The following is a 20,934-nucleotide window of genomic DNA, read 5'->3' on the forward strand; positions in this document are numbered from 1 at the left end:
CATGGCTTCCCTTTCTGGCTTCTCCGGCTTCCCCGGCTCCGGCCTGGCCAAGGGCCTGGCCGTCACCCTGCGGACGATGACGAAGAAGTCCGTCACCGGCCAGTACCCGGACACCCAGCCCGACCTCGCGCCCCGCACCCGCGGTGTGATCGGCCTGTTCGAGGAGAACTGCACGGTCTGCATGCTGTGCGCCCGTGAGTGTCCGGACTGGTGCATCTACATCGACTCCCACAAGGAGACCGTCCCGGCGACGACGCCCGGAGGCCGTGACCGCAGCCGCAACGTCCTGGACCGCTTCGCCATCGACTTCTCCCTGTGCATGTACTGCGGTATCTGCATCGAGGTCTGTCCTTTCGACGCCCTGTTCTGGTCACCCGAGTTCGAGTACGCCGAGACCGACATCCGCGAACTCACCCACGAACGCGACAAGCTCCGCGAGTGGATGTGGACGGTCCCGGCCCCGCCGGCCCTCGACCCCGCCGCCGAGGAACCGAAGGAACTCGCCGCCGCCCGCAAGACGGCCGACAAACTGGCCGCCACCCAGGCCGCCGCGGAGACCGATCCGCAGACCGGGCCGCAGGCCGATCCGCCGACCGGCCCGACCGAGCCGAAGAGGGAGGAGCCGTGACCCTCGCCGCAGCCGCCGGCACGGCCCCGCAGGGTTTCCTCTCCCCGACCGGTGTGGAGATCGCCTTCCTCCTCGTCGGCCTGGTCACCTTCGGCGCCGCCGTCGTCACCGTCACCACCCGGCAGCTGGTGCACGCCGCCCTGTGGCTGGTGGTGGCCCTCGGCGGACTCGCCGTCGAATACCTCCTGCTCACAGCCGAGTTCATCGCCTGGGTGCAGGTCCTCATCTACGTGGGTTCGGTCATCGTCCTCCTGCTGTTCGGTCTGATGCTCACCAGAGCCCCCATCGGCCGCTCCCCGGACGCCGACTCCGGCAACCGCCTGGTCGCCCTCGCCGTGGCCGTCGCCGCCGCTGCCGCCCTGGTCTGGGTGGTCGTCGACGCCTTCCGTACCACCTGGATCGATCTGGACGGCGCGCCCGCCGGCTCCACCGATGTGACGGGCGCGAGCCTCTTCCAGCACTGGGTCCTCCCCTTCGAGGCCCTCTCCGTCCTCCTCCTGGCCGCCCTCGTCGGCGCGATCGTCCTCTCCCGCCGGGCGAAGGCGGGCACCCCGGGCGACACGGAGGGGGACCGCTGATGCACCTCGCCTATCCCGCCGTGCTGTCCGCCCTCCTGTTCTGCACCGGCCTGTACGGAGTCCTCGCCCGCCGCAACGCGATCCTGGTCCTCATGTCGGTCGAGCTGATGCTCAACGCCGTCAACCTGAACCTGGTCGCCTTCGACGTCTGGCTCAGCAAGGCCGCCGAGGAGACCCTGCACTCCGGTCAGGCCCTCGCCCTGTTCACCATCGCCATCGCCGCCGCCGAGATCGGCATCGGCCTGGCGATCGTCCTCGCCGTCCACCGCAGCCGCGGGACCGCGGACATCGACAAGCTCCGCGACACCGCCGAGGGCCACGACCCCGACGACCCCGACCGCACGGGCGGCCCCGGCGGACCGGGCGGCCCCGCCCCCGACAGCGACGCCGACGCCCCCACGACCCGGGCGACCGGCACGAAGGCTGAGGCCACCGCGTGACCACGACCACCCTCGCCGTCCTCGTCCCCCTCCTTCCCTTCCTCGGCGCGATCGCCGGACTGCTCCTGGGCCGCACGGCCCCCGGTTTCGTCCGCCCGCTCGCCGTCCTGCCGACCATCGCCTCCCTCGCGCTGGCCGCCGCGGTCGCCGCGCGCCAGGGGGGAGACCGGGCCGTCGACGCCGCCACCGAGCTGACCCCCACCGGTTCGGTCCCCATCGAACTCGCCCTGTACATCGACGGCTTCGCCGCCCTCACTGCCGTGCTCGTCGGTGTCGTCGCCACCTGCGTGCAGACCTACTCGACCGGCTACCTCCGCGACGACCCGCGCTATCCCTCCTACGCGGCTCTCGTCTCCCTGTTCACCTCCGCGATGCTCCTCGTCGTCTACTCCGGCGACCTGATGGTGCTGCTGGTCGGCTGGGAAGTCATGGGCATCTGCTCCTACTTCCTGGTCGGCCACTACTGGGAGACCCCCGAGGCCCGTGCCGCCTCCCTCAAGGCCTTCCTGGTCACCAAGCTCGGCGACGTCCCCTTCCTCATCGGCCTGTTCGCCCTGGCCACCGACGCCGGGTCGTTCCGCATCACCCGCATCCTCGACGCCGTCGCGAACGGTGGCATCGAACACCCCACACCGATCGCCCTGTTGCTCCTGGCGGGCGTGGCCGGCAAGTCGGCGCAGTTCCCGCTGCACACCTGGCTCCCCGACGCGATGGCGGGCCCGACCCCCGTCTCGGCGCTGATCCACGCCGCGACGATGGTCGCCGCCGGCGTCTACTTCGTCGCCCGTCTCCTCCCGCTCTTCGAGGCGTCCCGGGCCGCGATGACCGTCCTCGCCGTCATGGCCGCCGTCACCATGGCCGGGTCGGCGCTCGCCGCTCTCGCCCAGGACGACATCAAACGGGTCCTCGCCTACTCGACGATCAGCCAACTCGGCTACATGACCGGCGCACTCGCCCTCGGCGACCGCGGAGCCGCCGTCTTCCACCTCCTGTCCCACGGCGCCTTCAAGGCGCTCCTGTTCCTCGCCGCCGGCGTGATCATCCACGCCGCCGGCACCAACTCGCTGGCCGCCATGTCCCGCATGAGCCACCTGCGCGACCGCGTCCCGGACGCCTACTGGACGATGACCGTGGCGCTCCTCGCGCTCGCCGCGATCCCGCCGTTCAGCGGTTTCTTCTCCAAGGAGGCCGTCCTCGGAGCCGCCGAACACGTCGTCATCGGTCACACCGAGCAGGCCTCCGCCGCCGCGGGCTGGATCGTCCTCCTCGCCGGCCTGGCCACCTCCCTGCTCACCGCGGCGTACGCGGTGCGCCTGTGGCTACTGGCCTTCCGCGGGCACGGCACCGAGGCTCCCGACCACGGCAGGCAGCCCCTCACCATGACCGCCGTGCTGTGGGTGCTCGCCGTTCCGTCCCTCGCGCTCGGCGGCTTCGCCTTCCGCGCACTGCCCGAGTGGTTCGACGGCCACGACCTGACCCCGACCCTCACCACCTCCGTGCTCGGCACGGGCGTGGCCCTGGTCGGCGGCATCGTCACCTATGCCACCTGGCGCCACACGACCGCACACGCCGCCCGCATCCCCCTCGGTGCCGTCGCCGCCCACCCGCACGGCGACGCCGGGCAGGTCGAGGCGGAGGCCGTCGCCAGTCACGAACCCGCCTACGGGGACATCGCGTACGCACCGGACCCCTCGGACCCCGGACGGCTGCTGCTCGGCCCGCTGCACCGCCACGCGGCCGTCGGCTTCCACCTCGACGCCGTGTACACGACCCTCTTCGTCCGCCCCGTCCAGGCCGCGGCCTCTCTCGTCCGGTTCCTCGACCGTGAGGTCGTCGACACCTACGTACGCGGCGCGGGAACGCTGCCCCGGTGGCTCGGGACCGCCGTACGACGAGCCCAGACCGGCAACCTGCAGACCTATGTGAGCGCGCTGCTCGCCGGCACCGTCGTCCTCGCGGTCGCCGTCGTCCTCGCCGCGACGGGAGCGTGAGCAGACGTGATCGATATCAGCGAGTCCGTGATGCAGTTCCTCCTGGCGTTCCTCGTCGTCGGCCCGCTCCTCGGCGCCGCCACCGCTCTCCTGCCGGCTCCGCCCGGACTCAAGGGGACGTCACCCGACCAGGCCGTGCTCCGGCACGGTGTGACGGTCACCGGCGCCGTCCTCATCGCGGCGATCGTCCTCGCGCTCGGCTTCGACCACGACCAGCCGTCGAGGATGCAGGCCACGACCGACATCAGCTGGATCCCCGCACTCGACGTACGGATCCACCTCGGTACCGACGGCATCTCCCTCCCCCTTCTGGTCCTGACCGCGCTGCTGACCTTCCTCAGCGCGCTGTACACCTACTTCAAACCGCCCACGGGCCCGTCCCCGAAGGCATTCGTCGCCCTGCTGCTCGTCCTCGAATCCGGCACCCTCGCGGCCTTCGCCGTCCTGGACCTGATCCTGTTCTTCCTCGCCTTCGAGACGGTCCTGATCCCGATGTACTTCCTCATCGCCCGCTGGGGCGGCGAGGGCCGGGCCGAGGCCGCCTGGAAGTTCATCCTCTACACGCTGCTCGGCTCCGTGGTCATGCTGCTCGGCCTGCTCCTGATCGGAATCAAGGCGGGCACGTTCGACATGGTGGCACTCGCCACTGACAACGGCCGGTCACTGACCGTATCCGTGCAGGTCATCGCCGTTCTGGCGATCGGGATCGGGCTCGCGGTCAAGACCCCGATGTGGCCACTGCACAGCTGGCTGCCCGACGCCCACACCGCCGCCCCCACCGTCGGCTCGGTCCTGCTGGCCGGCGTCCTGCTGAAGATGGGCACATACGGGTTCGTGCGGATCCTGCTCCCCGTCGCACCGGACGGTTTCCGCACCTTCGCTCCCTACCTCGGCGCCTTCGCCGTCGTCGGCATCATCTACGGGTCCCTCGCCTGCCTGGCCCTCGCCAAGGAAGGCGCCAAGGGCGACCTCAAACGCCTCATCGCCTACTCCTCCGTCGGCCACATGGGCTTCGTCCTCCTCGGCATCGCCACCATGACCCCGACCGGCGTCAACGGCGCCCTGTTCGCCAACATCGCCCACGGCCTCGTCACCGGCCTGCTTTTCTTCCTGGTCGGCGGCCTCAAGGAGCGCACCGGCACCGTCGACCTCGACACCCTGGCCCGCCCGTCGTCCGACCGGCACGCCCCAGCGACCGGCGCCGCCCTCTACGGCAGGGCACCGCGCCTCGGCGGACTGCTCGCCTTCGGCGCCGTCGCCTCCCTCGGCCTGCCCGGCCTCGCCGGATTCTGGGGCGAGATGCTGGCCCTCTTCGGCGCCTTCGAACCCGCCGCCGGACTCAGCCGCCCCGCCTTCCTCACCTTCATGTCGATCGGCGCCTTCGGCACCCTGCTGACCGCCGCGTACCTGCTGATCGTGATCCGCAGGGTCTGCATGGGCGCCAAGCCGCAGCAAGCCCCGGCTCTCCCCGACGTCCGCGGCTACGAGTTCGCGGCCTGGACCCCGCTCGTCGTCCTCACAGTCGTCACCGGACTGTGGCCCGGCGCCCTGATCGGACTGACCGACCCGGCCGTGCAGCAGCTCCTCGCAGGAGGCACCCGATGAGCTCCCTCGTCCAGTCCGTCGACTGGCTGGCCATCGCACCGCCCACCATCGCGGCCGTCGTCGGACTCGCCGTCCTCGTCACCGACCTGTTCGTCAACGAGGCCAGGAAACAGCTGCTCGGCTGGCTCGCGGTCGCCGGACTCACCGCCGCCACGCTCATGCTGCTGCCCCTCCTCGACGCCGACCGCAGCACGTTCTGCCTGGTCGGCGACCCCGGAGTGTGCAGCTACACGGCCGACCGCTTCACCCTCGTCATCCAGTTCCTGGTGCTCGGCGGCGCGCTCCTGACCGCCCTCCTGTCGGCCACCGTCCTCAAGGACGCCGACAAGCGGCTCCCCGAGGGCGAGTACTGGTTCCTGCTCCTGTCCTCGGCCGCGGGCGCCGCCCTCCTGCCCGCCGCCCGCGACCTCGCGACCCTCGTCGTCGCCCTGGAGGTCGCCTCCCTGCCCGCCTTTGCCCTGGTCGGCCTCCGCCACGGCAACCGGAAGTCGTCCGAAGCGGCCCTGAAGTTCTTCCTGTCCTCCGTCACCGCCACCGCGGTCAGCCTCCTCGGCATCAGCTTCCTCTACGCCGCCACCGGAACCCTCCACCTCACCCTGCTCGCCGAGCGCGTCCAAGCCGTCGACGGACAGCTCCACACGCTCGCCCAGACCGGCGTCGTCCTCACCCTCGTCGGCTTCGCCTTCAAGACGGCCGCCGTCCCCTTCCACTTCTGGGTGCCCGACACCTACGTCGGAGCCCCCCTGCCCATCGCCGCCTACCTGTCCGTCATCGGCAAGGCGGTCGGCTTCACCGGCCTGATCCTCGTCACCGTCGTCGCCCTCCCGTCGTACGCCGACGTCTGGGGCCCGGCGCTCGCCGTGCTGGCCGCCCTCACCATGACCGTCGGCAACGTCGGAGCCCTCAGACAGCAGGCCACGCGCGCGTACAGCGCGGTACGCCTCCTCGCCTGGTCCTCCGTCGGCCAGGCCGGCTACCTCCTGGTGCCGATCGCCGCCGCCGCGTACTCCGGCGACGCCGAGAAGTCGATCGGCTCCACGCTCGCCTACGCCCTCATGTACGGCGCGGTGAACCTCGGAACCTTCGCCGTCGCCGCCCTCGTCGGCCGCACGCGGCCCCTCAACCGGGTCTCCGACTACCGGGGCCTGTACGCCTCCGCCCCGCTCACCGCCCTGCTCCTGGCCTTCTTCCTGCTGTGCCTCGCCGGACTCCCGCCCGGCATCATCGGCCTCTTCGCCAAGGTCACCGTCTTCTCCGCGGCCGTCGACGCCGGACTCGGCTGGCTCGCCGTCGTCATGGCCGTCAACGTCGTCATCGCCCTGGTCTACTACCTCCAGTGGACGGCACTGCTGTTCCGCGCCCCCGAGGGCGAACCGGCCGAGCACCGCTTCCCGGTCCCGCTCACCGCCGCGATCACTCTCACCGGAGTCCTCGGCATCGTCCTGTCCGGCGCGCCCCAGCTGATCCTGCGCCTCACCGACACCAGCCTCTTCTGACGCTCCGGGTGCCCGGAGACCGCCGGTTTCGGCCACCGGACCGAGCGTCGAGCGCGGCGTCACAGCCGCCGTCGCAGTCGCCGTCACCCGGACGGTTTACACGCGCCACCGCGCGCACAAGGGAACTAGAGCCCCTCGCCTGGCGTTGACGAATACGGGAGGGTCCACTGGACGTGAGGCCAGGACACCCGGGGCCCTCGCAGGTCAGAAGGAAGATCAGCGAACCGGGGTCCCCCCGCCGCACGACTTGGAGGGCGTACCGTGCACCGCCGGCACAACGGGCTCAGGACCGCGGTTCTCCTCGGGGGACTGTCCGCACTCATCATCGTCATCGGCAGTTTCTTCGGCCGCATGGGGCTCGTTGTCGCCGTCGTGATCGCCCTGGGCACCAACGCCTACGCGTACTGGAACAGCGACAAGCTCGCCCTGCGCGCGATGCGCGCCCGCCCGGTGAGCGAGTTCGAGGCCCCGGGGCTGTACCGCATGGTCCGCGAGCTCTCCACCCAGGCCCGCCAGCCCATGCCCCGCCTGTACATCTCCCCGACCGAGGCGCCGAACGCGTTCGCCACCGGCCGTAACCCGCGCAACGCCGCCGTGTGCTGCACCGAAGGCATCCTGCGCCTGCTGGACGAGCGCGAACTGCGCGGCGTCATCGGCCACGAACTCAGCCATGTCCACAACCGCGACATCCTGATCTCCTCGGTCGCCGGAGCCCTGGCCTCCGTGATCATGTTCCTGGTCAACTTCGCCTGGCTGATCCCCATCGGCCGCTCCGACGACGACGACGGCCCCGGCCTCCTCGGCATGCTGCTGATCATGATCCTGGGCCCGCTCGCAGCCTCCCTCATCCAACTGGCCATCAGCCGCTCCAGAGAGTACGAGGCCGACGCCTCCGGCGCCCAGCTGACCGGCGACCCCCTTGCCCTCGCCAGCGCACTGCGCAAACTGGAACTGGGCACCAAGCAGCTCCCCCTGCCGCCCGAGCCCCGCATCGAGACGGCCAGCCACATGATGATCGCGAACCCGTTCCGCCCAGGTCAGGGAATCACGAAGATGTTCTCCACCCACCCGCCCATGACCGAACGCATCGCCCGACTCGAGAAGATGGCAGGTCGCCCGCAGTGAAGACCATCCTGAACGTCATTTGGCTCGTCCTGAGCGGCTTCTGGCTGTTCCTCGCCTACCTGCTCGCGGGCGTCCTCCTGTGCATCACGATCATCGGCATCCCGTTCGGCATCGCCGCTTTCCGGATCGGTGTCTACGCCCTCTGGCCCTTCGGGTACACGGCGGTCGAGCGCCGGGACGCGGGCGCCCCCTCCTGCATCGGGAACGTGCTGTGGCTGGTGCTCGCCGGCTGGTGGCTGGCCCTCGGCCACATCGCCACCGGTATCGCCCTGTGCGTGACGATCATCGGCATCCCGCTCGGCATCGCCAACTTCAAGCTGATTCCCGTCTCGTTGCTCCCCATGGGCCGCGAGATCGTACGGACCGACCAGCCGTTCTCGGCCCGCCTGTAGAGCGGTGGAGCGGTAGGGCGGTGAGCGTGCCGGACGGGAAACCGAACCGGATGTCCACAACCTGGGGGTTGTCCACAGGCTGTCCCGAATGTCAGTGCCGGCCCGCATGATGAACGCATGACCGAGCACGAGCAGTTGCTGACACAAGTGGTGGCCAAGGCCCGCGAGACCCGCCCGTGGGGCCGGCCCACCCTCCCCGAGCCCGTGGACGAGACCACACTGGCCCGATCCGAATCCGCCCTCGGATTCGAGCTGCCCCCACTGCTCGCCGAGCTCTACCGGCGGACGGCGGACGGCGGATTCGGCCCCGAGTACGGCCTGCTGCCCCTGCTGGACGGCCCACCGTCCGACGAACCCGCCGCCGTGGCCCAGTACCTGGCCAACCGTGAGAGCGGCCGCGAGGATCCCGACTGGCCCTGGCCCGAGGGCGTGCTGCCGATATCCCACTGGGGCTGAGGGATGTACGCGTGTGTGGACTGCCGTTCCCCGCAGGCCACCGTCCTCCTCTTCGAGCCCAGCGCGGACGCCCCCGACCACGCCTGGTTCGTCGACGCCCCGAGCCTCTCGGACCGGCTGCGCTCCTGGATCGACGGCACGGGCTGGTACGAGGAGGAGAACGAGGGGCGGACCTCGCCCTGTGGGCCGACTACTCCCACCGTGTGACGGCGGCGCACACGTCCTGAGCGACTCCGGCCGACCGCGGGGCAGTGGTCACTGCCGTACCCGCCCTGCTCGTGGTGCCCTACCGCCCGACGACCCCCTGTCCACGCCACCGCCGCACCCCGTAGGCCGCCGCACCCACCGCCAGCACTCCCGCGCCGACGGCCACGGAGACCCCGGGCAGTGAGAACGCCAGGACCAGGCACCCGGCCAGTCCGAGAGCAGGCAGCACCCGGGCCGTCGGCCCCGGACGAAGCGTCCAGGCCGACGCGTTGGCCACCGCGTAGTACGCCAGCACCCCGAAGGAGGAGAACCCGATCGCACCCCGCACATCCACCGTCGCGGCCAGGACGGCGACCACCACTCCCACGGCCAGCTCCGCCCGGTGCGGCACCTGGAACCGGGGATGGACGGCGGCCAGGGCGCCCGGCAGATGGCGGTCCCGGGCCATGGCCAGCGTGGTCCGCGAGACGCCCAGGATCAGGGCGAGCAGCGACCCCAGCGCGGCCGCGGCCGCCCCCACCCGTACCACCGGCGTCAGCTCCGCGACCCCGGCCGCCCGCACCGCGTCGGCCAGCGGCGCACCGGCGTCACCCAGTCCCTCTGCCCCCAGCACCGAAAGGACGGCGATCGCGACAGCCGCGTACACGACCAGTGCGATACCCAGCGCCAGCGGGATCGCGCGCGGGATGGTGCGCGCCGGATCCCGCACCTCCTCACCGAGGGTCGCGATCCGGGCGTACCCGGCGAAGGCGAAGAACAGCAGGCCGGCCGCCTGGAGCACCCCGCCCACGCCACCCGACGCCCCGATGGTCAGGCGCCCGGCATCGGCCTGCCCCGAGGTCAGGGACACGACCACCACGAAAGCGAGGACAGCCAGGACCACGGTCACGATCACCCGCGTCAGCCACGCCGACTTCTGCACACCGCCGTAGTTCACCGCGGTCAGCGCCACGACGGCGGCGACCGCCACGGCCTGGGCCTGCCCCGGCCAGACGTACGCGCCGACGGTGAGTGCCATCGCCGCACAGGAGGCGGTCTTCCCGACCACGAACGCCCAGCCCGCGAGATAACCCCAGAATTCCCCCAGCCGTTCCCGCCCGTAGACGTAGGTGCCGCCGGAGGCCGGATAAAGGGCGGCGAGGCGGGCCGACGACGTGGCGTTGCAGTAGGCGACCACGGCGGCGAGCGCGAGCCCGAGGAGCAACCCGGATCCGGCTGCCTGCGCGGCGGGCGCCAGGGCGGCGAAGATCCCGGCGCCCACCATGGAGCCGAGACCGATGACGACGGCGTCGCCCACTCCGAGCGTGCGGCGCAGTTCGGAACCGGAATGGGTGGTCATGGAATCGCACCCTACTGATCACGGCAACCGTCACATGTACGCGCGTCGTCCTACGTACCAAGACAGCACGAACACCTGGACCGGACGCACCGGCCGGGGCAGGTGAGAGCACGGCGCGAGAGGGCAGGGTTCACGGTATGACGATCATCAGCTGGATCATTCTGGGACTGTTGGCCGGAGCGATCGCGAAGTTCCTGCTGCCGGGCCGCGATCCGGGCGGCTTCATCGGCACGACCCTGATCGGTGTCGCCGGTGCGTTCATCGGTGGCTGGATATCGGCCCGTTGGCTCGACCACCCGATCACCAAGGACTTCTACGACGGCGCCACCTGGGCCGCCGCGATCGGTGGTTCACTGGTCCTCCTGGTCGCGTACCGCCTCCTGTTCGGCCACTCACGCAACTGATCGCACTCCGGGATCCCGGCCGACGGACGAGGAGGGCGGGCGCACCAAGGCGCCCGCCCTCCTCGCACACGCGGTGCGCGAGGCGCACGCGTCGACCACGGACGTCACCGGCGAGAGCCCACACCCGCCCTCACTTCCACGCCCGTGGCTCTTTCGTCTAGCGGTAGTTGACGAACTGCAGGGCGAAATCGAAGTCCTGCCCCTTGAGCAGGGCGATGACGGCCTGCAGGTCGTCACGGCTCTTGGAGCTGACCCGCAGTTCCTCGCCCTGCACCTGGGCCTTCACACCCTTGGGGCCCTCGTCGCGGATGAGCTTCGCCACCTTCTTCGCGTTCTCCTGGGAGATGCCCTCCTGGATCGACGCGAAGATCTTGTACTCCTTGCCCGAGAGCTGCGGCTCGCCGGCGTCCAGGGCCTTCAGCGAGATGCCCCGCTTGATCAGCTTGGACTGGAAGACGTCGAGGACAGCCTTCACCCGGTCCTCGGAGTTCGCCTCCAGGAGGATCTTCTCCCCGGACCACGAGATCGAGGCACCCACGCCCTTGAAGTCGTAGCGCTGCGAGATCTCCTTGGCGGCCTGGTTGAGGGCGTTGTCGACCTCCTGCCGCTCGACCTTCGAGACGATGTCGAAACTGGAGTCGGCCATGTCCTGTGGCTCCTTGTATCAGGGTCCGTATCGGGCCGCGATCGGGCTGCGACCCGGATGCGTACCGGCTACCGGCATACGTGGGCGGCCCTCGGGCCCGGCATCGGTCCCGGGCCGCCATCCGCACAAGCCTAGTCACCCCCGGGCCTCCGGGCAGCGATCAATCGGGTGGCGAAGCACCCCTGCTCATCAGGTATCGTTTACGTCGTTGCCACGGAGCGCCACCGCAAGGCGGTTCGAAGCGGCAATCTTGGCGGTGTGCCCGAGCGGCCAAAGGGAGCAGACTGTAAATCTGCCGGCTCAGCCTTCCCAGGTTCGAATCCTGGCGCCGCCACCAGATCGAAAGGGTCTGTGACCAGCAGCAATGCTGATCGCAGACCCTTTCGGCGTTCGCGGGCGCGGTCTGGCCGCTATAGGTGCTTTTTCCCAGTGTGTCTCACCCTGATTCGCGTGCTGACCAGCCCGTGTGGGGCAGACGTGGGGCAGCTTCCGGCCCTCCTAGCTGCCGTTCTTCAACGCCCGCTCGATCCGGGCGTTCGCCGTGGCGGCGCCGCCGTCCAGGCACTTCGCGTACACGCGGAACAGCACGGCCACGCTGTGGCCGGCGCGCGCGGCCACTTCCTGCGGCTCCACACCGGAACTGAGCCACGTGGACACGGCGGCATGACGAAGATCATATGGGCGCTTCGCCAGCTGCGACGCACACTGAGCGGGTGTGAGGGCACGTGCGCGGGCTTCCGCCCACACCTCGCCGTATCCGGTGTCTTGGATGAGCCCGCCGCGTTGCGTGCGAAACAGCCGTCCGTCGGAGGCGACTCCGTACGCCGTGACGTGCCACCGCAGCAGGCTCACGAGGTCGGGCGGGATCGGCACGGGGCGGACCGCTTTCCGCGGCCGGTGCTTGAGTCCCCGTCGGTCGTGCGCTTCGCCACTGTCGGTCCAGGCCGACCCCGACCGCGGACGGGTCTCCCGGAGCCGCAGAGTTCCCCACCCTCTGCGGGGCAGGTCACAGTCCTGTAGGCGGAGACCGATGACCTCTGCTGGCCGTGCCGCCGCGTAGTACATGCAGCCGAAGAACGCGACCAGGCGGCGCCCGCGGGGACTCTGCGTGCGTACGGCGCCGAGTAGCGCGAGTGCTTGCCGGGGATCTGGCACCGAGGCGGGGTCCAGTTCCTCCGCCACTTGCTCCGGAGCCTTCCACTGCACCTGTGGCAGAGGGTTGTCCATCAGGCGGCCGGCGTCGACCGCGTAGCCGAGTGCGTTGTGGAAGATGGCCCGCTTCCGGCGGATGGTCGACGCGGACGCCGTGGTGCCGTCCAGTTTCTTGGTCAGGGCGTCCAGGGCGGCGCGTACCTGCATGCGGTCGGCCACCGCGGACGTGGGCAGGGACTTCCGCTCGAACCAGGCCAGCACATTGGCCACCTCACCCGGCGGCTCCTCGCCACGGCGGCTCACGTTGAACGCCCAGCTATAGAGGGCCGTCCGCACCGTCCCAGCGTCGGCCATGCCCTTGGTGTCCCTAACCAGAGCGGGCGTCACGGTGGCCATGGCTTCCGCGAGCGTCCGGCGTGTGGAGCCGGGGGAGTGCTGCCACTTCATTTCGATGTACTCGCGGGCGTGCTGGTACCAACTGACGTCGTTGCGCTGCCTCAGCTCGGAGAGCGGTACTCCGGTGGACTCGTCAAACGGTTCGCCGGCATGTGCCGCCCGCAATAGTTCGGCGCGTCGGCCCTCTGCCAGCGTCTTGGTGCGGAACGTCTGAGAGTGCGGAGTTGCGCCTGTCTTCCAGCGCAGCTCTGCAGATTTCTGTCCCCGGTCCTTGCGCTGCCGGACAGACCAGATTCGAACGTCGTACGTCTTCCCCATCGGGGGCCTTTCCGTGGAGGGGGCCCGGCATGATGAGCCGGGCCCCTTGGCGATGATGTCGGAGAGTCGGTGTGATCAGTAGGCGGGCGAGTCCAGGTTGCTGAGCCAGTCGTCCAGGTCGTTGCGGCGCACCCGCAGGTGACCGTTGGGCAGCTTCACCAGCCGCGGCGCCTGTCCGCGGGCGCGCATGCGGTAGAAGGCGGCGCGGCTCATACCGATCTCTGCGAGGACTTCGGGGAGCTTGAGCATCTGGGGGCGGGCCAAGGCTGCGACTCCTTGTCTCGGGCCTTCTGGGAAATCCGCAACATCCGCCACGCCGCAACATGGCTGGTCAGCGGCTCGAATCTGTGGCGGATGCCGATTGTGTTGCGGATAGGTGCCGCCACGTGGGGGCGCGGCGGCACCTATCGAGTGCGGCTGGTCAGCCGACGACGCGCAGTTGGCGTGTGTCGGTTTCCGCGAACATGTGGCGGCTCTCGGAACCGTCTTCCGCCACAGATTCACCCTCGTTGATCTGGGGTGTTGCGGCTGTTGCGGATGTTGCGGACTTTGCGGGGGGTGGGGGGCAGTAGCGGGCCCAGGCGTCGCTCAAGTCTTCCGCGTAGTAGCCCTTCGGGGTGCCGCTGCCGACGCGGATGCCGCGCGGTCGGATCGGAGTGTTGTCGGGGCGGACGTACTGGCTCAGGAGCTTGGACAGGCCGCGGGCCGTCAGCGCCTTGCCGTCGTCGGTCAGGTCGGCCCATGGCGCGTCATCCAGCCCGAGAAGGACTTCGAGGATGGCGGCGGTGGGCATGCGGTCTGCGCCGCAGAACACGCGGTCACGCAGGTCGGTCAAGAGCCGCACCCCGAGGGAGGCTTCGCCGCCTTCCTGGGCGGACTTGATCAGTGCGACGCAGGCGGCGCGGGCCCGTTCGGGCCAATGGCCGCCGGCCGCGTCGGCGACGGCGAGGAGCGGCTCCCAGACATCGGCGGGCCGGTCGGAGACGCCTTCGGGCATCTCCGGCCACGCCTGGGCGACCTGGTCATGGACGGTGGCGGTCCAGTCGGCGAGCCGGTCGCGCAGGGCATGGCCCTGCTTCTCGTGGACGCGGCGGCGGTACGGTTCGACCTTCTCGTTGGGGGCGCGCTTGCGCATGCGGATGATGACGGAGCGGGTCAGGATCGTGTCCGGCAGCGAGCCAAGGCCGGCCATCGCGACCGCGCAGAATGAGGAGAACCATTCCGCGTTCTGATTGGAACCGTCCCCGACACAGCGCAGGGACTTGCCGCCGCGCCGGTAGCCGGAGTTGAGGAACCCGCGGACCTCTTCGTTGCCTCCGGCCTTGGGGCCGAAGACGGTGTCGATCTCGTCGAAGAGAAGCGTGGGGGTCCCTCCGTCGGCCTCTACGAGCCGGAAGAGGGCGTTCGCGGAGGCGTTGACCGTGGTCGCGGCGCGGGGGGTGAGCGTCTCGATGATCTCCAGCGCACGGGACTTGCCGGAGCCGGGCTCGGGTGACAGAAAAGCGATCCGGGCGGTGCCGTCGAAGGCGTTGATCAGGTGGGCGTGCGCGTCCCACAGGGCGACGGCGACGTAGGCGGCCTCGGTGGGGAAGACGTTGAACCGGCGGTGAAACGCCTCGACCTCATCGAGCAGCGCGGCTCCGTCGATGGACGGCGCGGGCGGGGTGTTGCTGGTCATGCGGCGGTCCTCCCTTCCTGGGAGCTCCGGAGCGGGCAGAGGTCACGGTGGGCGGTGTGGTCGGCGATCAGGGCGAGCACCCGTCGGTGGCCGACCGCACTGCGGTCCCGGCCGCACGCACACTTCGAGGTGGCGGCGGGGATCGCGCCGCGGCCGGGTGCGGTGATGTGCAGCCAGGCGACCGGGTACCGGCCGTCTCCCGGCTGCTGGTCAGGGCGAACAGCAGAGAGGACGCCTTCGGCGACGCCCGTCGGCGCCCCACCGCCGGGAGCGGTAGAGGTCGGTCCGGCGGCGGACGGCTGGGAGGTGGCGGGGAGGCTTTTCAGAGCGGGGCGGGGAGGCGGGTTGGTCACGCCGTCTCCCGTGGCCGGCAGGTGCGGATCGACCAGTTCAGGGCGGAGCGCAGAGTCGAGCGGCACTCGTAGGGCTTGAGCCCCACCGACTCCCCCGCGCTCTGAAAAGCCTCCTCGACCACGTGACGGGGGATGTCGCCCCATGCCACGAAGCGCCCCATGGACCGTGCGGCCCGAAAGAGCGTGTCCTCGCGGTGCGGCTCGCGGGAGGCGAGGATCGCGGCCGTCTCCCGCTTGAACGCCACGTCCGCCACTCGCGAGCCGCCGGTGACCGGCCGCGCGATCTGTACCGGGCGGTCGGGCTTGGGTGCGGGCTGGAGCGCGTCCAGCAGCCACCTCGGCAGCGGCAGGACGGGATCGTCATGGATGACCTCGTACGAGCCGCCGGGGGTGGTGCTGCCGGGGGCGACGACGTAGCCGCCGTGCGCGCGGGTGTCGACCAGCGGCGTGAGGGTGCCCGCCGTGTTGCCCAGCCGGACACCGGCCGGGGCGGTGAAGTACAGGTGCCGACCCCCGCTCGCGGTCCGCACCGTGCGGGTGGTGGGCACGGTCTGCCCGGTGCGCTCGCAGAGCGCCGTGAAGGTCGTCACGCCGCACGGCGTGTCCGCACTGCTCTTGGGCTTGTCGAGGTCGATGACGAGCAGCCCAGCGGGGCCGGTGGCGATGCCGACGTTGAACGCACCCGCGGACCACGCGGCGCGGATGCGATCGGGGTCGGTGGTGGCGCGCTGCTCCCACTTCACGTGCCCGCCGGCACAGGGGCCGGTGCGGGTGCAAGCGTTCTCGCCGTGCAGCGCGGGCCGTTTACCGCCGGGCCGCAGCGGCAGGACGGGCCAGCCGCGGGTGGCGGCATCGAGCGCTGCGGCGAGCAGCGCGGGCTTGCGGGCATGGGTCATGCTGGATGTCTCCAGTTCTGACGAGTGCTGGCAGACGAGGGCGGCCCGAGGCTTTGGCGAGACACGGGCCGCCTTCGGCGTTGTCAGGGCTTGGCACCGTGCCGGGTGTGGTCGGTGGCCAGCTCGGTGAGCCGGGTGGCTTCGTCGGGTGTGACGGCGCGGAAGCGGATGCGGACGTCGCAGCCGAGGACGGGGCAGCGGACGGTGCGTGTTCCGGTGAGCAGGGCGACGGCGTCGCTGACGCGGTCGCGCAGGGAGTCGTTCACGGGTCTCCTCAGCGGTGGTTGATGGTGCCGGTGGCCTTGCCGAACAGGCCGGTGGCGGTGATGTTCTGGGTGATCTGCGCCGGACCGGCTGGGCGCCGTGCGGCCCGCAGGACGAGCGGGACGGCGATGGCGCCGGCGGCGATGAGGGCGACGGCGGACCACAGGGCGTGGCTCATGGCGATCAGTCCCGGTGCGGCGTAGGAGAGGCCGATGCCGGCGGCGGCGATGCCGCCCCCGACGGTCGGGGCGAGCAGGGCGGTGGTCTTGGCCCAGGTCGGGATCGGGGCCGCGACCGGTGCCGGCTGCGGCGCGGGCGCGGCCGGTGGCTGGGTGTAGGCGAGGGTGCGGATGCCGCCGGGCAGGGCGACGAGTTGGACGCCGGGCGGGATCTCGTGCGGCAGCATCTCGCCGTACGCGGACGACGGTTGGGCGGACAGGGTGGTGATCTCGTACGGGGTCTGGGAGTGCACAACGGGGTCCCTTCAACGACGGCGGGCAGCACCCTTGGTGGGGGTGCTGCCCGGTGCCTTGCTTGTCGTGTCGCTTGTCGTCTGACTTGTCGTGCGGCTTGTCGCTTGTCTTGTCTTGTCGCTTGTCGCCTTGCAGGTCACAAGCCGTTTCCGGCCCTCACGGAGCCGCCCGGGGCCCTTCCCGCGGGGACGGGCGACAGGCGACAAGCGCTCACGCCGCGGGGCCTTGTCAGTGGCTCCGGCTACCGTGCGCAGTGCGCGGCCGGACGGAGATCGTGAGGGACTCGCGGCCATGGGGGGTGGGATAGGAAGGTCCCCGGCAACCAGCTCGGGACTGGAATTGGGATCCGTGACCCGCCCCCCTCCTCCGCTCAGCCCTCGGCAGGGGTTTCGGGGGCGTGGCGGTGGTGGACGTAGCGGGCCTTGGTGCCGGTCCCGACGCGGACGGCGGTGCCGTCCTCGGTCCACGTCTTGAGCCAGCCGACGACCGTCTGCCGGGTGGTGCCGTGCTCGTCGGCGAGCGCGCGGGCGATCGCGGACGCCCCGGTCCCTTCGGGTCCGGCGGCGAGGAGCAGCGCGAGCGCGGCCTCCTTCGCGGCGTTGTCCTCACCCCGCAGGGCGGAGAGGTTCAGCCCGGCCGCCGCGGGCGGCTGCTCCGCCGGGCCCGGCTCGGTGGCTCCGGGTTCGGTGGTGGTGGCGAACTGGGCGTCGATCTGCTCGCGGAACCGGCGGGCGAGCGCGTCCGCCTCGGACTCCGGGGCGGACGGCCGCTCGCCGCGGAGCGCGGACAGGTTCAGCCCGCCCCCGGTTCCTGCCTCCCCCTGCCCGGTGTGGGCGGCGGGGTGGCCGTCGCGCATCCAGGCGGTGCGGGCGCTGTCCCAGCGGCGGGCGTAGTCCGGTCCGGCCGCCTTGCTCGAGGTGGCGTCCAGGGTGGGGTGCCGGTCGGAGGTGGCGGCGACGATGTCGCGGATCTGGTTGGGCAGGATCCGCCACGACTTGAACAGCGCGGCCGCCGATTCGGGGGTGCCCATGAACCCGGCGCCCTTGTATGGGGCCTGGTCCACGCGCAGCCCGCGGGAGCCGGGAAACTGCTTGCCCAGGTCCATGCCCTCGGTCTCGCCGCCGGTCAGCGCGACCCGGACCTTGGCCTCCCGGCGGATCATCAGGTTGCCGAGCACCGCGCCGGTGGCGCCCAGGGCGGTCAGCACGGTGCGGATGCCCATGGCGCGGGCGATCCGGATCACCTCCAGGATCTTCGCGGCGAGCCTGCGGGATTCCTTGTCGGTGCCGGCCAGGATCTCCGCGCCCTCGTCGATCACGAGCATGATCTGCGGGATGCGGTCGCTGATCGGCAGCAGATCGGTGTTCGCCCGGGACATGAGGTCCTGGTAGGCCATCTTGCGGTGCTTGGCGACCCTTACCGCCGCATCGAGCAGCAGCTCGGCCTCCTCGGTGGAGGCGGCGAGCCAGTCCACGCCGGGCCGCAGGCCGTCACTGGTCTGCCCGCTGCCGTCGAGCGCGGGCCGCACCCAGGGCAGGCCGGCCGATCCGGCGTTCAGGTCGATCACCCAGGTCAGCACGTCGGTGGCGCGGGCGAACCCGGCCAGGATCGTGTGCACCATGTTCGTCTTGCCCGACCCGGTCGGCCCGACCACCAGCGCGCACTGCTCGCGCAGGTAGGCGCGGATCTCGTCCGCATTGGTCCGCAGCCCCCACGGGATGCCGGTGTGCAGGGACAGCGGCCCGTAGTCGGTCGGGTAGGTGGCCTCGGCGGCGAGCACGTTGACCGTGGTCACGTCGACCAGTACGCGGCCCTGGTCGACGCCCTGGGAGGCGGAGGCGGTGCAGCCGTGCGGCAGCCGGGCATCGGCGGACAGCCGGGCGGACTCTTTGGCGATCTTGTCGTAGGTGGTGCCGCCGGGCGGGAGTTCGGCGTCGAGGGTGAACCCGGTGCCGGTGGGCCACTGCTCGACCGCGAGCACGCGCACGGTGATGCCGCACACCCGCTGGATCCGGTCCACCCATTCCGCGGCGATCGCGCGGCGTTCGGCGGACAGTTCGCGGGCCACCTGCCGCTCGGCGGCGGCGAGCGCCTCCAGCTCGCGGGCCTCCTCGCGCAGCAGGGTGGCGCGGGCGGCGGCGCCCAGGCCGACTCCAAGGGTGGCCAGCGAGCCGAGGGCGGCCCAGGTGAGCGGGCCGGTGGTCATCGCCCACGTCGTCCAGCCCGCGCCGATGAGCCAGGAGGCGGCGCGCATGGTGATGGTGCGGGCGGACAGCCGGTCGCGCAGGCTGGTGACGGTGTGGCCGATCGCCCCGGCCGCGCCGACGGCGAGCGCCCAGCCGGGCGGCATGCCGGCGGCGGCTCCGGTGGTGGCGACGGCGAGGCATCCGGTGGTGGCGGACAGGGCGCCGGTCACGGGTCCGTGACCGGCCGCCCAGTCCCACACCGGCCCGGTGCTGGCCTGTGTGTGGGTGGTCATGATCAGACGTTCCATCCCTTCTCGGCCTCGGGCCCGTTGCGCGGGTCCTCGTGGCGGGCGATGTCCTGCTCGTGGGCCTGGCGGAACAGCGGGCCCATGTCCTCGGCGACCGCCACGGCGGACATGACGGCGCCGAAGATGTCGTTGAAGCCGTCCGCGACCTCCTTCTCCAGCGGGAACTCCGAGTCGGCCCGCTCGGCGAGGATCCGCATCACGTTCGCCACGCTGGTCAGCGCGGCCGGCAGCCCCTCGACCATGGCCAGGATCTCCATGGCGTTGTCGGGGTCGTAGCTGTTGGCGGCGGCTTCCATCTCCGCCGCGTACTCCTCGAACCGGAAACCGGACACGCTCTCTCCCTCACTCGTTGTGGTGCTGGGGGTGGCGGGGACGACCCCGGCCGGACGCTCGACCTGGTCCCCGATCTGCTCGCTGTCGTCGGCCGCCTCGGCGTCGGCGGCGGCCTCGTCGTCCGTGAGGGCGGCGAGGGTGGCCTCATCGCGCTGCCGGCGCTGCTGGTCGGCGGTGCGCATCATCCGGGCGTACAGGCGGCGGCCCGGGTGGATCAGCCACGGCCAACCGAGCTTGCGGCCGATCGGGGACGTGATCAGACCGACCAGCCCGAGCGCCCCGGCCAGCAGGGCCGCGAGCAGGCGGCGCCGCTGGAACCGGGCCGCCGACCGCAGCAGCGCCTTGCGCGCCCTCTTGCGGGCCGGGGCCTTGCGCACCTGGTCACGCCCGGCGGCGACCTGCCCGGCCGCCCGTTGGTCGCGCGCCGTGCGGGCCCGCGCTATGGCGGCCCCGTGGGCCTTGCCGACGCGGCCGGCCGCCGTGCCCGCGGCCCGCCGGATCAGGCCGCCCGTACCGGCGAGCGAGACGGACCGCTTGTCGGCCTTCGCCTGCCGCCGCGCATCGGCGACCGAACGGCGTGCACCGGTGGTGTCGTTGCGGCGGGCGGCCCGCGACGGCGACGACTGCCGCGCCGTCTCCCGCAGCGCCTTGACCTGCCCCACCCTGCCGCGCCCCTTGCCCGACGCTGCCGACGGCGACCCGGCGGACGCCTTACGGCCGCCGCGGTGCGGCCGGCCCGCGCGACCAGCAGCCTTGGAAGAACCAGTGGCGCCGCGCAGTGCGGCCGAACCGGTGGTGCTGCGTGGCGTCTTGCCCCGGCCGCGACCCGCGGCCTGGGTGGTGCCGGCGCTCCCGGTACGGAACTGCCCCGGCACCCGCCCGGCGCCGCTCCGGGCGGTGCGGCCGGTCGCCGCCGTCCCGGCCGTCCGTCCGAGGGCCTTCCCCCTGGCCTTCTGGTCACGGTGGCTGCGGGCTGCAGCGGCGGTGCCGAGCACGACGGCGCCGGTGGCGGCGACGGCGAGCGCGGCCGGGCCGCCGACCAGCGCGGCGGCGGCCATCAGGGAGGTGGCGGCGTTGGTGCCGGTCACCGCGAGGGGGACGACCGGCCACCCGCCCGGCGTGTGGTCGACCTCGGCGGCGACCGGGGCGGGTTCGGGTGCGGCGGGCGGTGTGGTGTCCGGCGGGGCCTCGGGGCCCGCTACCGGAGTGATGGTGGTGTCCGTCATGCTGAGTGCACTCCTTCACGGGAGATCAGCAAGGCCCGGACGCG

At 71.5% G+C, this 20,934-nt stretch carries 20 protein-coding genes, 1 tRNA gene and 1 pseudogene; 11 read left to right on the forward strand and 11 right to left on the reverse strand.

Annotation, left to right across the window (positions count from 1 at the left end; all coding sequences use genetic code 11):
* The first annotated feature begins 1 nt into the window (after position 1).
* From JL475_RS04695 to JL475_RS04735, 9 genes and pseudogenes are all read left to right on the forward strand, one after another.
* Positions 2-628 carry an NADH-quinone oxidoreductase subunit I gene (locus tag JL475_RS04695; protein WP_202275603.1) on the forward strand — a complete coding sequence of 209 codons (627 nt, stop codon included), beginning with the start codon at positions 2-4 and terminating at the stop codon, positions 626-628.
* Positions 625-1,206 (forward strand): NADH-quinone oxidoreductase subunit J, encoded by a 582-nt coding sequence (locus JL475_RS04700; RefSeq protein WP_202275606.1) that lies wholly within the window; start codon positions 625-627, stop codon positions 1,204-1,206. Before JL475_RS04695 ends, JL475_RS04700 begins: the two co-directional genes overlap by 4 nt.
* On the forward strand, positions 1,206-1,646 hold the full coding sequence (nuoK, locus tag JL475_RS04705) for an NADH-quinone oxidoreductase subunit NuoK (protein ID WP_202275609.1): 441 nt from the start codon (positions 1,206-1,208) through the stop codon (positions 1,644-1,646). The genes JL475_RS04700 and nuoK overlap by 1 nt, the downstream gene beginning before the upstream one ends.
* Positions 1,643-3,637: an NADH-quinone oxidoreductase subunit L gene (locus JL475_RS04710; protein WP_202275621.1), complete on the forward strand. Its 1,995-nt coding sequence runs from the start codon at positions 1,643-1,645 to the stop codon at positions 3,635-3,637. The genes nuoK and JL475_RS04710 overlap by 4 nt, the downstream gene beginning before the upstream one ends.
* A gap of 6 nt (positions 3,638-3,643) precedes the next feature.
* The gene (locus tag JL475_RS04715; RefSeq protein ID WP_202275622.1) at positions 3,644-5,242 is read left to right on the forward strand and encodes an NADH-quinone oxidoreductase subunit M; all 1,599 of its coding nucleotides are present in this window, start codon (positions 3,644-3,646) and stop codon (positions 5,240-5,242) included.
* On the forward strand, positions 5,239-6,738 hold the full coding sequence (locus JL475_RS04720; protein ID WP_202275623.1) for an NADH-quinone oxidoreductase subunit N: 1,500 nt from the start codon (positions 5,239-5,241) through the stop codon (positions 6,736-6,738). Before JL475_RS04715 ends, JL475_RS04720 begins: the two co-directional genes overlap by 4 nt.
* Before the next feature lie 261 nt (positions 6,739-6,999).
* A complete protein-coding gene (gene htpX / locus JL475_RS04725) occupies positions 7,000-7,863 on the forward strand; it encodes a zinc metalloprotease HtpX (RefSeq protein WP_109381555.1) in 864 nt (287 codons plus the stop codon).
* Positions 7,860-8,255: a YccF domain-containing protein gene (locus JL475_RS04730; RefSeq protein WP_202275624.1), complete on the forward strand. Its 396-nt coding sequence runs from the start codon at positions 7,860-7,862 to the stop codon at positions 8,253-8,255. The genes htpX and JL475_RS04730 overlap by 4 nt, the downstream gene beginning before the upstream one ends.
* Before the next feature lie 117 nt (positions 8,256-8,372).
* Positions 8,373-8,938, forward strand: a pseudogene (locus JL475_RS04735) (SMI1/KNR4 family protein).
* A gap of 59 nt (positions 8,939-8,997) precedes the next feature.
* On the opposite strand, the gene JL475_RS04740 reads toward JL475_RS04735, so the two are convergent.
* Positions 8,998-10,257 (reverse strand): APC family permease, encoded by a 1,260-nt coding sequence (locus JL475_RS04740; protein WP_202275625.1) that lies wholly within the window; start codon positions 10,255-10,257, stop codon positions 8,998-9,000.
* Between the two features lie 137 nt (positions 10,258-10,394).
* Between JL475_RS04740 and JL475_RS04745 the strand changes: the two genes are divergently transcribed.
* The gene (locus tag JL475_RS04745) at positions 10,395-10,661 is read left to right on the forward strand and encodes a GlsB/YeaQ/YmgE family stress response membrane protein (RefSeq protein WP_109381552.1); all 267 of its coding nucleotides are present in this window, start codon (positions 10,395-10,397) and stop codon (positions 10,659-10,661) included.
* A 157-nt stretch (positions 10,662-10,818) separates the two neighbouring features.
* On the opposite strand, the gene JL475_RS04750 is transcribed toward JL475_RS04745, so the two are convergent.
* On the reverse strand, positions 10,819-11,307 hold the full coding sequence (locus tag JL475_RS04750; RefSeq protein WP_109381551.1) for a YajQ family cyclic di-GMP-binding protein: 489 nt from the start codon (positions 11,305-11,307) through the stop codon (positions 10,819-10,821).
* A gap of 252 nt (positions 11,308-11,559) precedes the next feature.
* Here JL475_RS04750 and JL475_RS04755 point away from each other — a divergent pair.
* Positions 11,560-11,644 (forward strand) — tRNA-Tyr (locus JL475_RS04755).
* A gap of 161 nt (positions 11,645-11,805) precedes the next feature.
* Here the strand turns inward: JL475_RS04755 and JL475_RS04760 are convergent.
* The 9 genes from JL475_RS04760 to JL475_RS41145 form a co-directional block, all read right to left on the reverse strand.
* Positions 11,806-13,173: a tyrosine-type recombinase/integrase gene (locus JL475_RS04760; protein ID WP_202275638.1), complete on the reverse strand. Its 1,368-nt coding sequence runs from the start codon at positions 13,171-13,173 to the stop codon at positions 11,806-11,808.
* Between the two features lie 75 nt (positions 13,174-13,248).
* Positions 13,249-13,437 (reverse strand): AlpA family transcriptional regulator, encoded by a 189-nt coding sequence (locus JL475_RS04765; protein WP_202275640.1) that lies wholly within the window; start codon positions 13,435-13,437, stop codon positions 13,249-13,251.
* Positions 13,438-13,594: 157 nt separating this feature from the next.
* A complete protein-coding gene (locus JL475_RS04770) occupies positions 13,595-14,851 on the reverse strand; it encodes a DUF3631 domain-containing protein (protein WP_202275642.1) in 1,257 nt (418 codons plus the stop codon).
* Entirely contained in the window at positions 14,848-15,204 is a 357-nt protein-coding gene (locus JL475_RS04775; RefSeq protein ID WP_202275972.1) for a hypothetical protein, read from the reverse strand. Before JL475_RS04775 ends, JL475_RS04770 begins: the two co-directional genes overlap by 4 nt.
* The gene (locus tag JL475_RS04780; RefSeq protein ID WP_202275644.1) at positions 15,201-16,100 is read right to left on the reverse strand and encodes a bifunctional DNA primase/polymerase; all 900 of its coding nucleotides are present in this window, start codon (positions 16,098-16,100) and stop codon (positions 15,201-15,203) included. The genes JL475_RS04775 and JL475_RS04780 overlap by 4 nt, the downstream gene beginning before the upstream one ends.
* Before the next feature lie 83 nt (positions 16,101-16,183).
* Positions 16,184-16,366 carry a hypothetical protein gene (locus JL475_RS04785; protein WP_202275646.1) on the reverse strand — a complete coding sequence of 61 codons (183 nt, stop codon included), beginning with the start codon at positions 16,364-16,366 and terminating at the stop codon, positions 16,184-16,186.
* An 8-nt stretch (positions 16,367-16,374) separates the two neighbouring features.
* The gene (locus JL475_RS04790; protein WP_202275648.1) at positions 16,375-16,836 is read right to left on the reverse strand and encodes a hypothetical protein; all 462 of its coding nucleotides are present in this window, start codon (positions 16,834-16,836) and stop codon (positions 16,375-16,377) included.
* 371 nt (positions 16,837-17,207) lie between these two features.
* The gene (locus JL475_RS04795; protein ID WP_202275650.1) at positions 17,208-19,316 is read right to left on the reverse strand and encodes a hypothetical protein; all 2,109 of its coding nucleotides are present in this window, start codon (positions 19,314-19,316) and stop codon (positions 17,208-17,210) included.
* Positions 19,317-19,318: 2 nt separating this feature from the next.
* The gene (locus tag JL475_RS41145) at positions 19,319-20,890 is read right to left on the reverse strand and encodes a hypothetical protein (protein ID WP_202275652.1); all 1,572 of its coding nucleotides are present in this window, start codon (positions 20,888-20,890) and stop codon (positions 19,319-19,321) included.
* Positions 20,891-20,934: the final 44 nt, after the last annotated feature.

The organism is Streptomyces sp. M2CJ-2 (genome assembly GCF_016757295.1).
GTDB lineage: Bacteria > Actinomycetota > Actinomycetes > Streptomycetales > Streptomycetaceae > Streptomyces.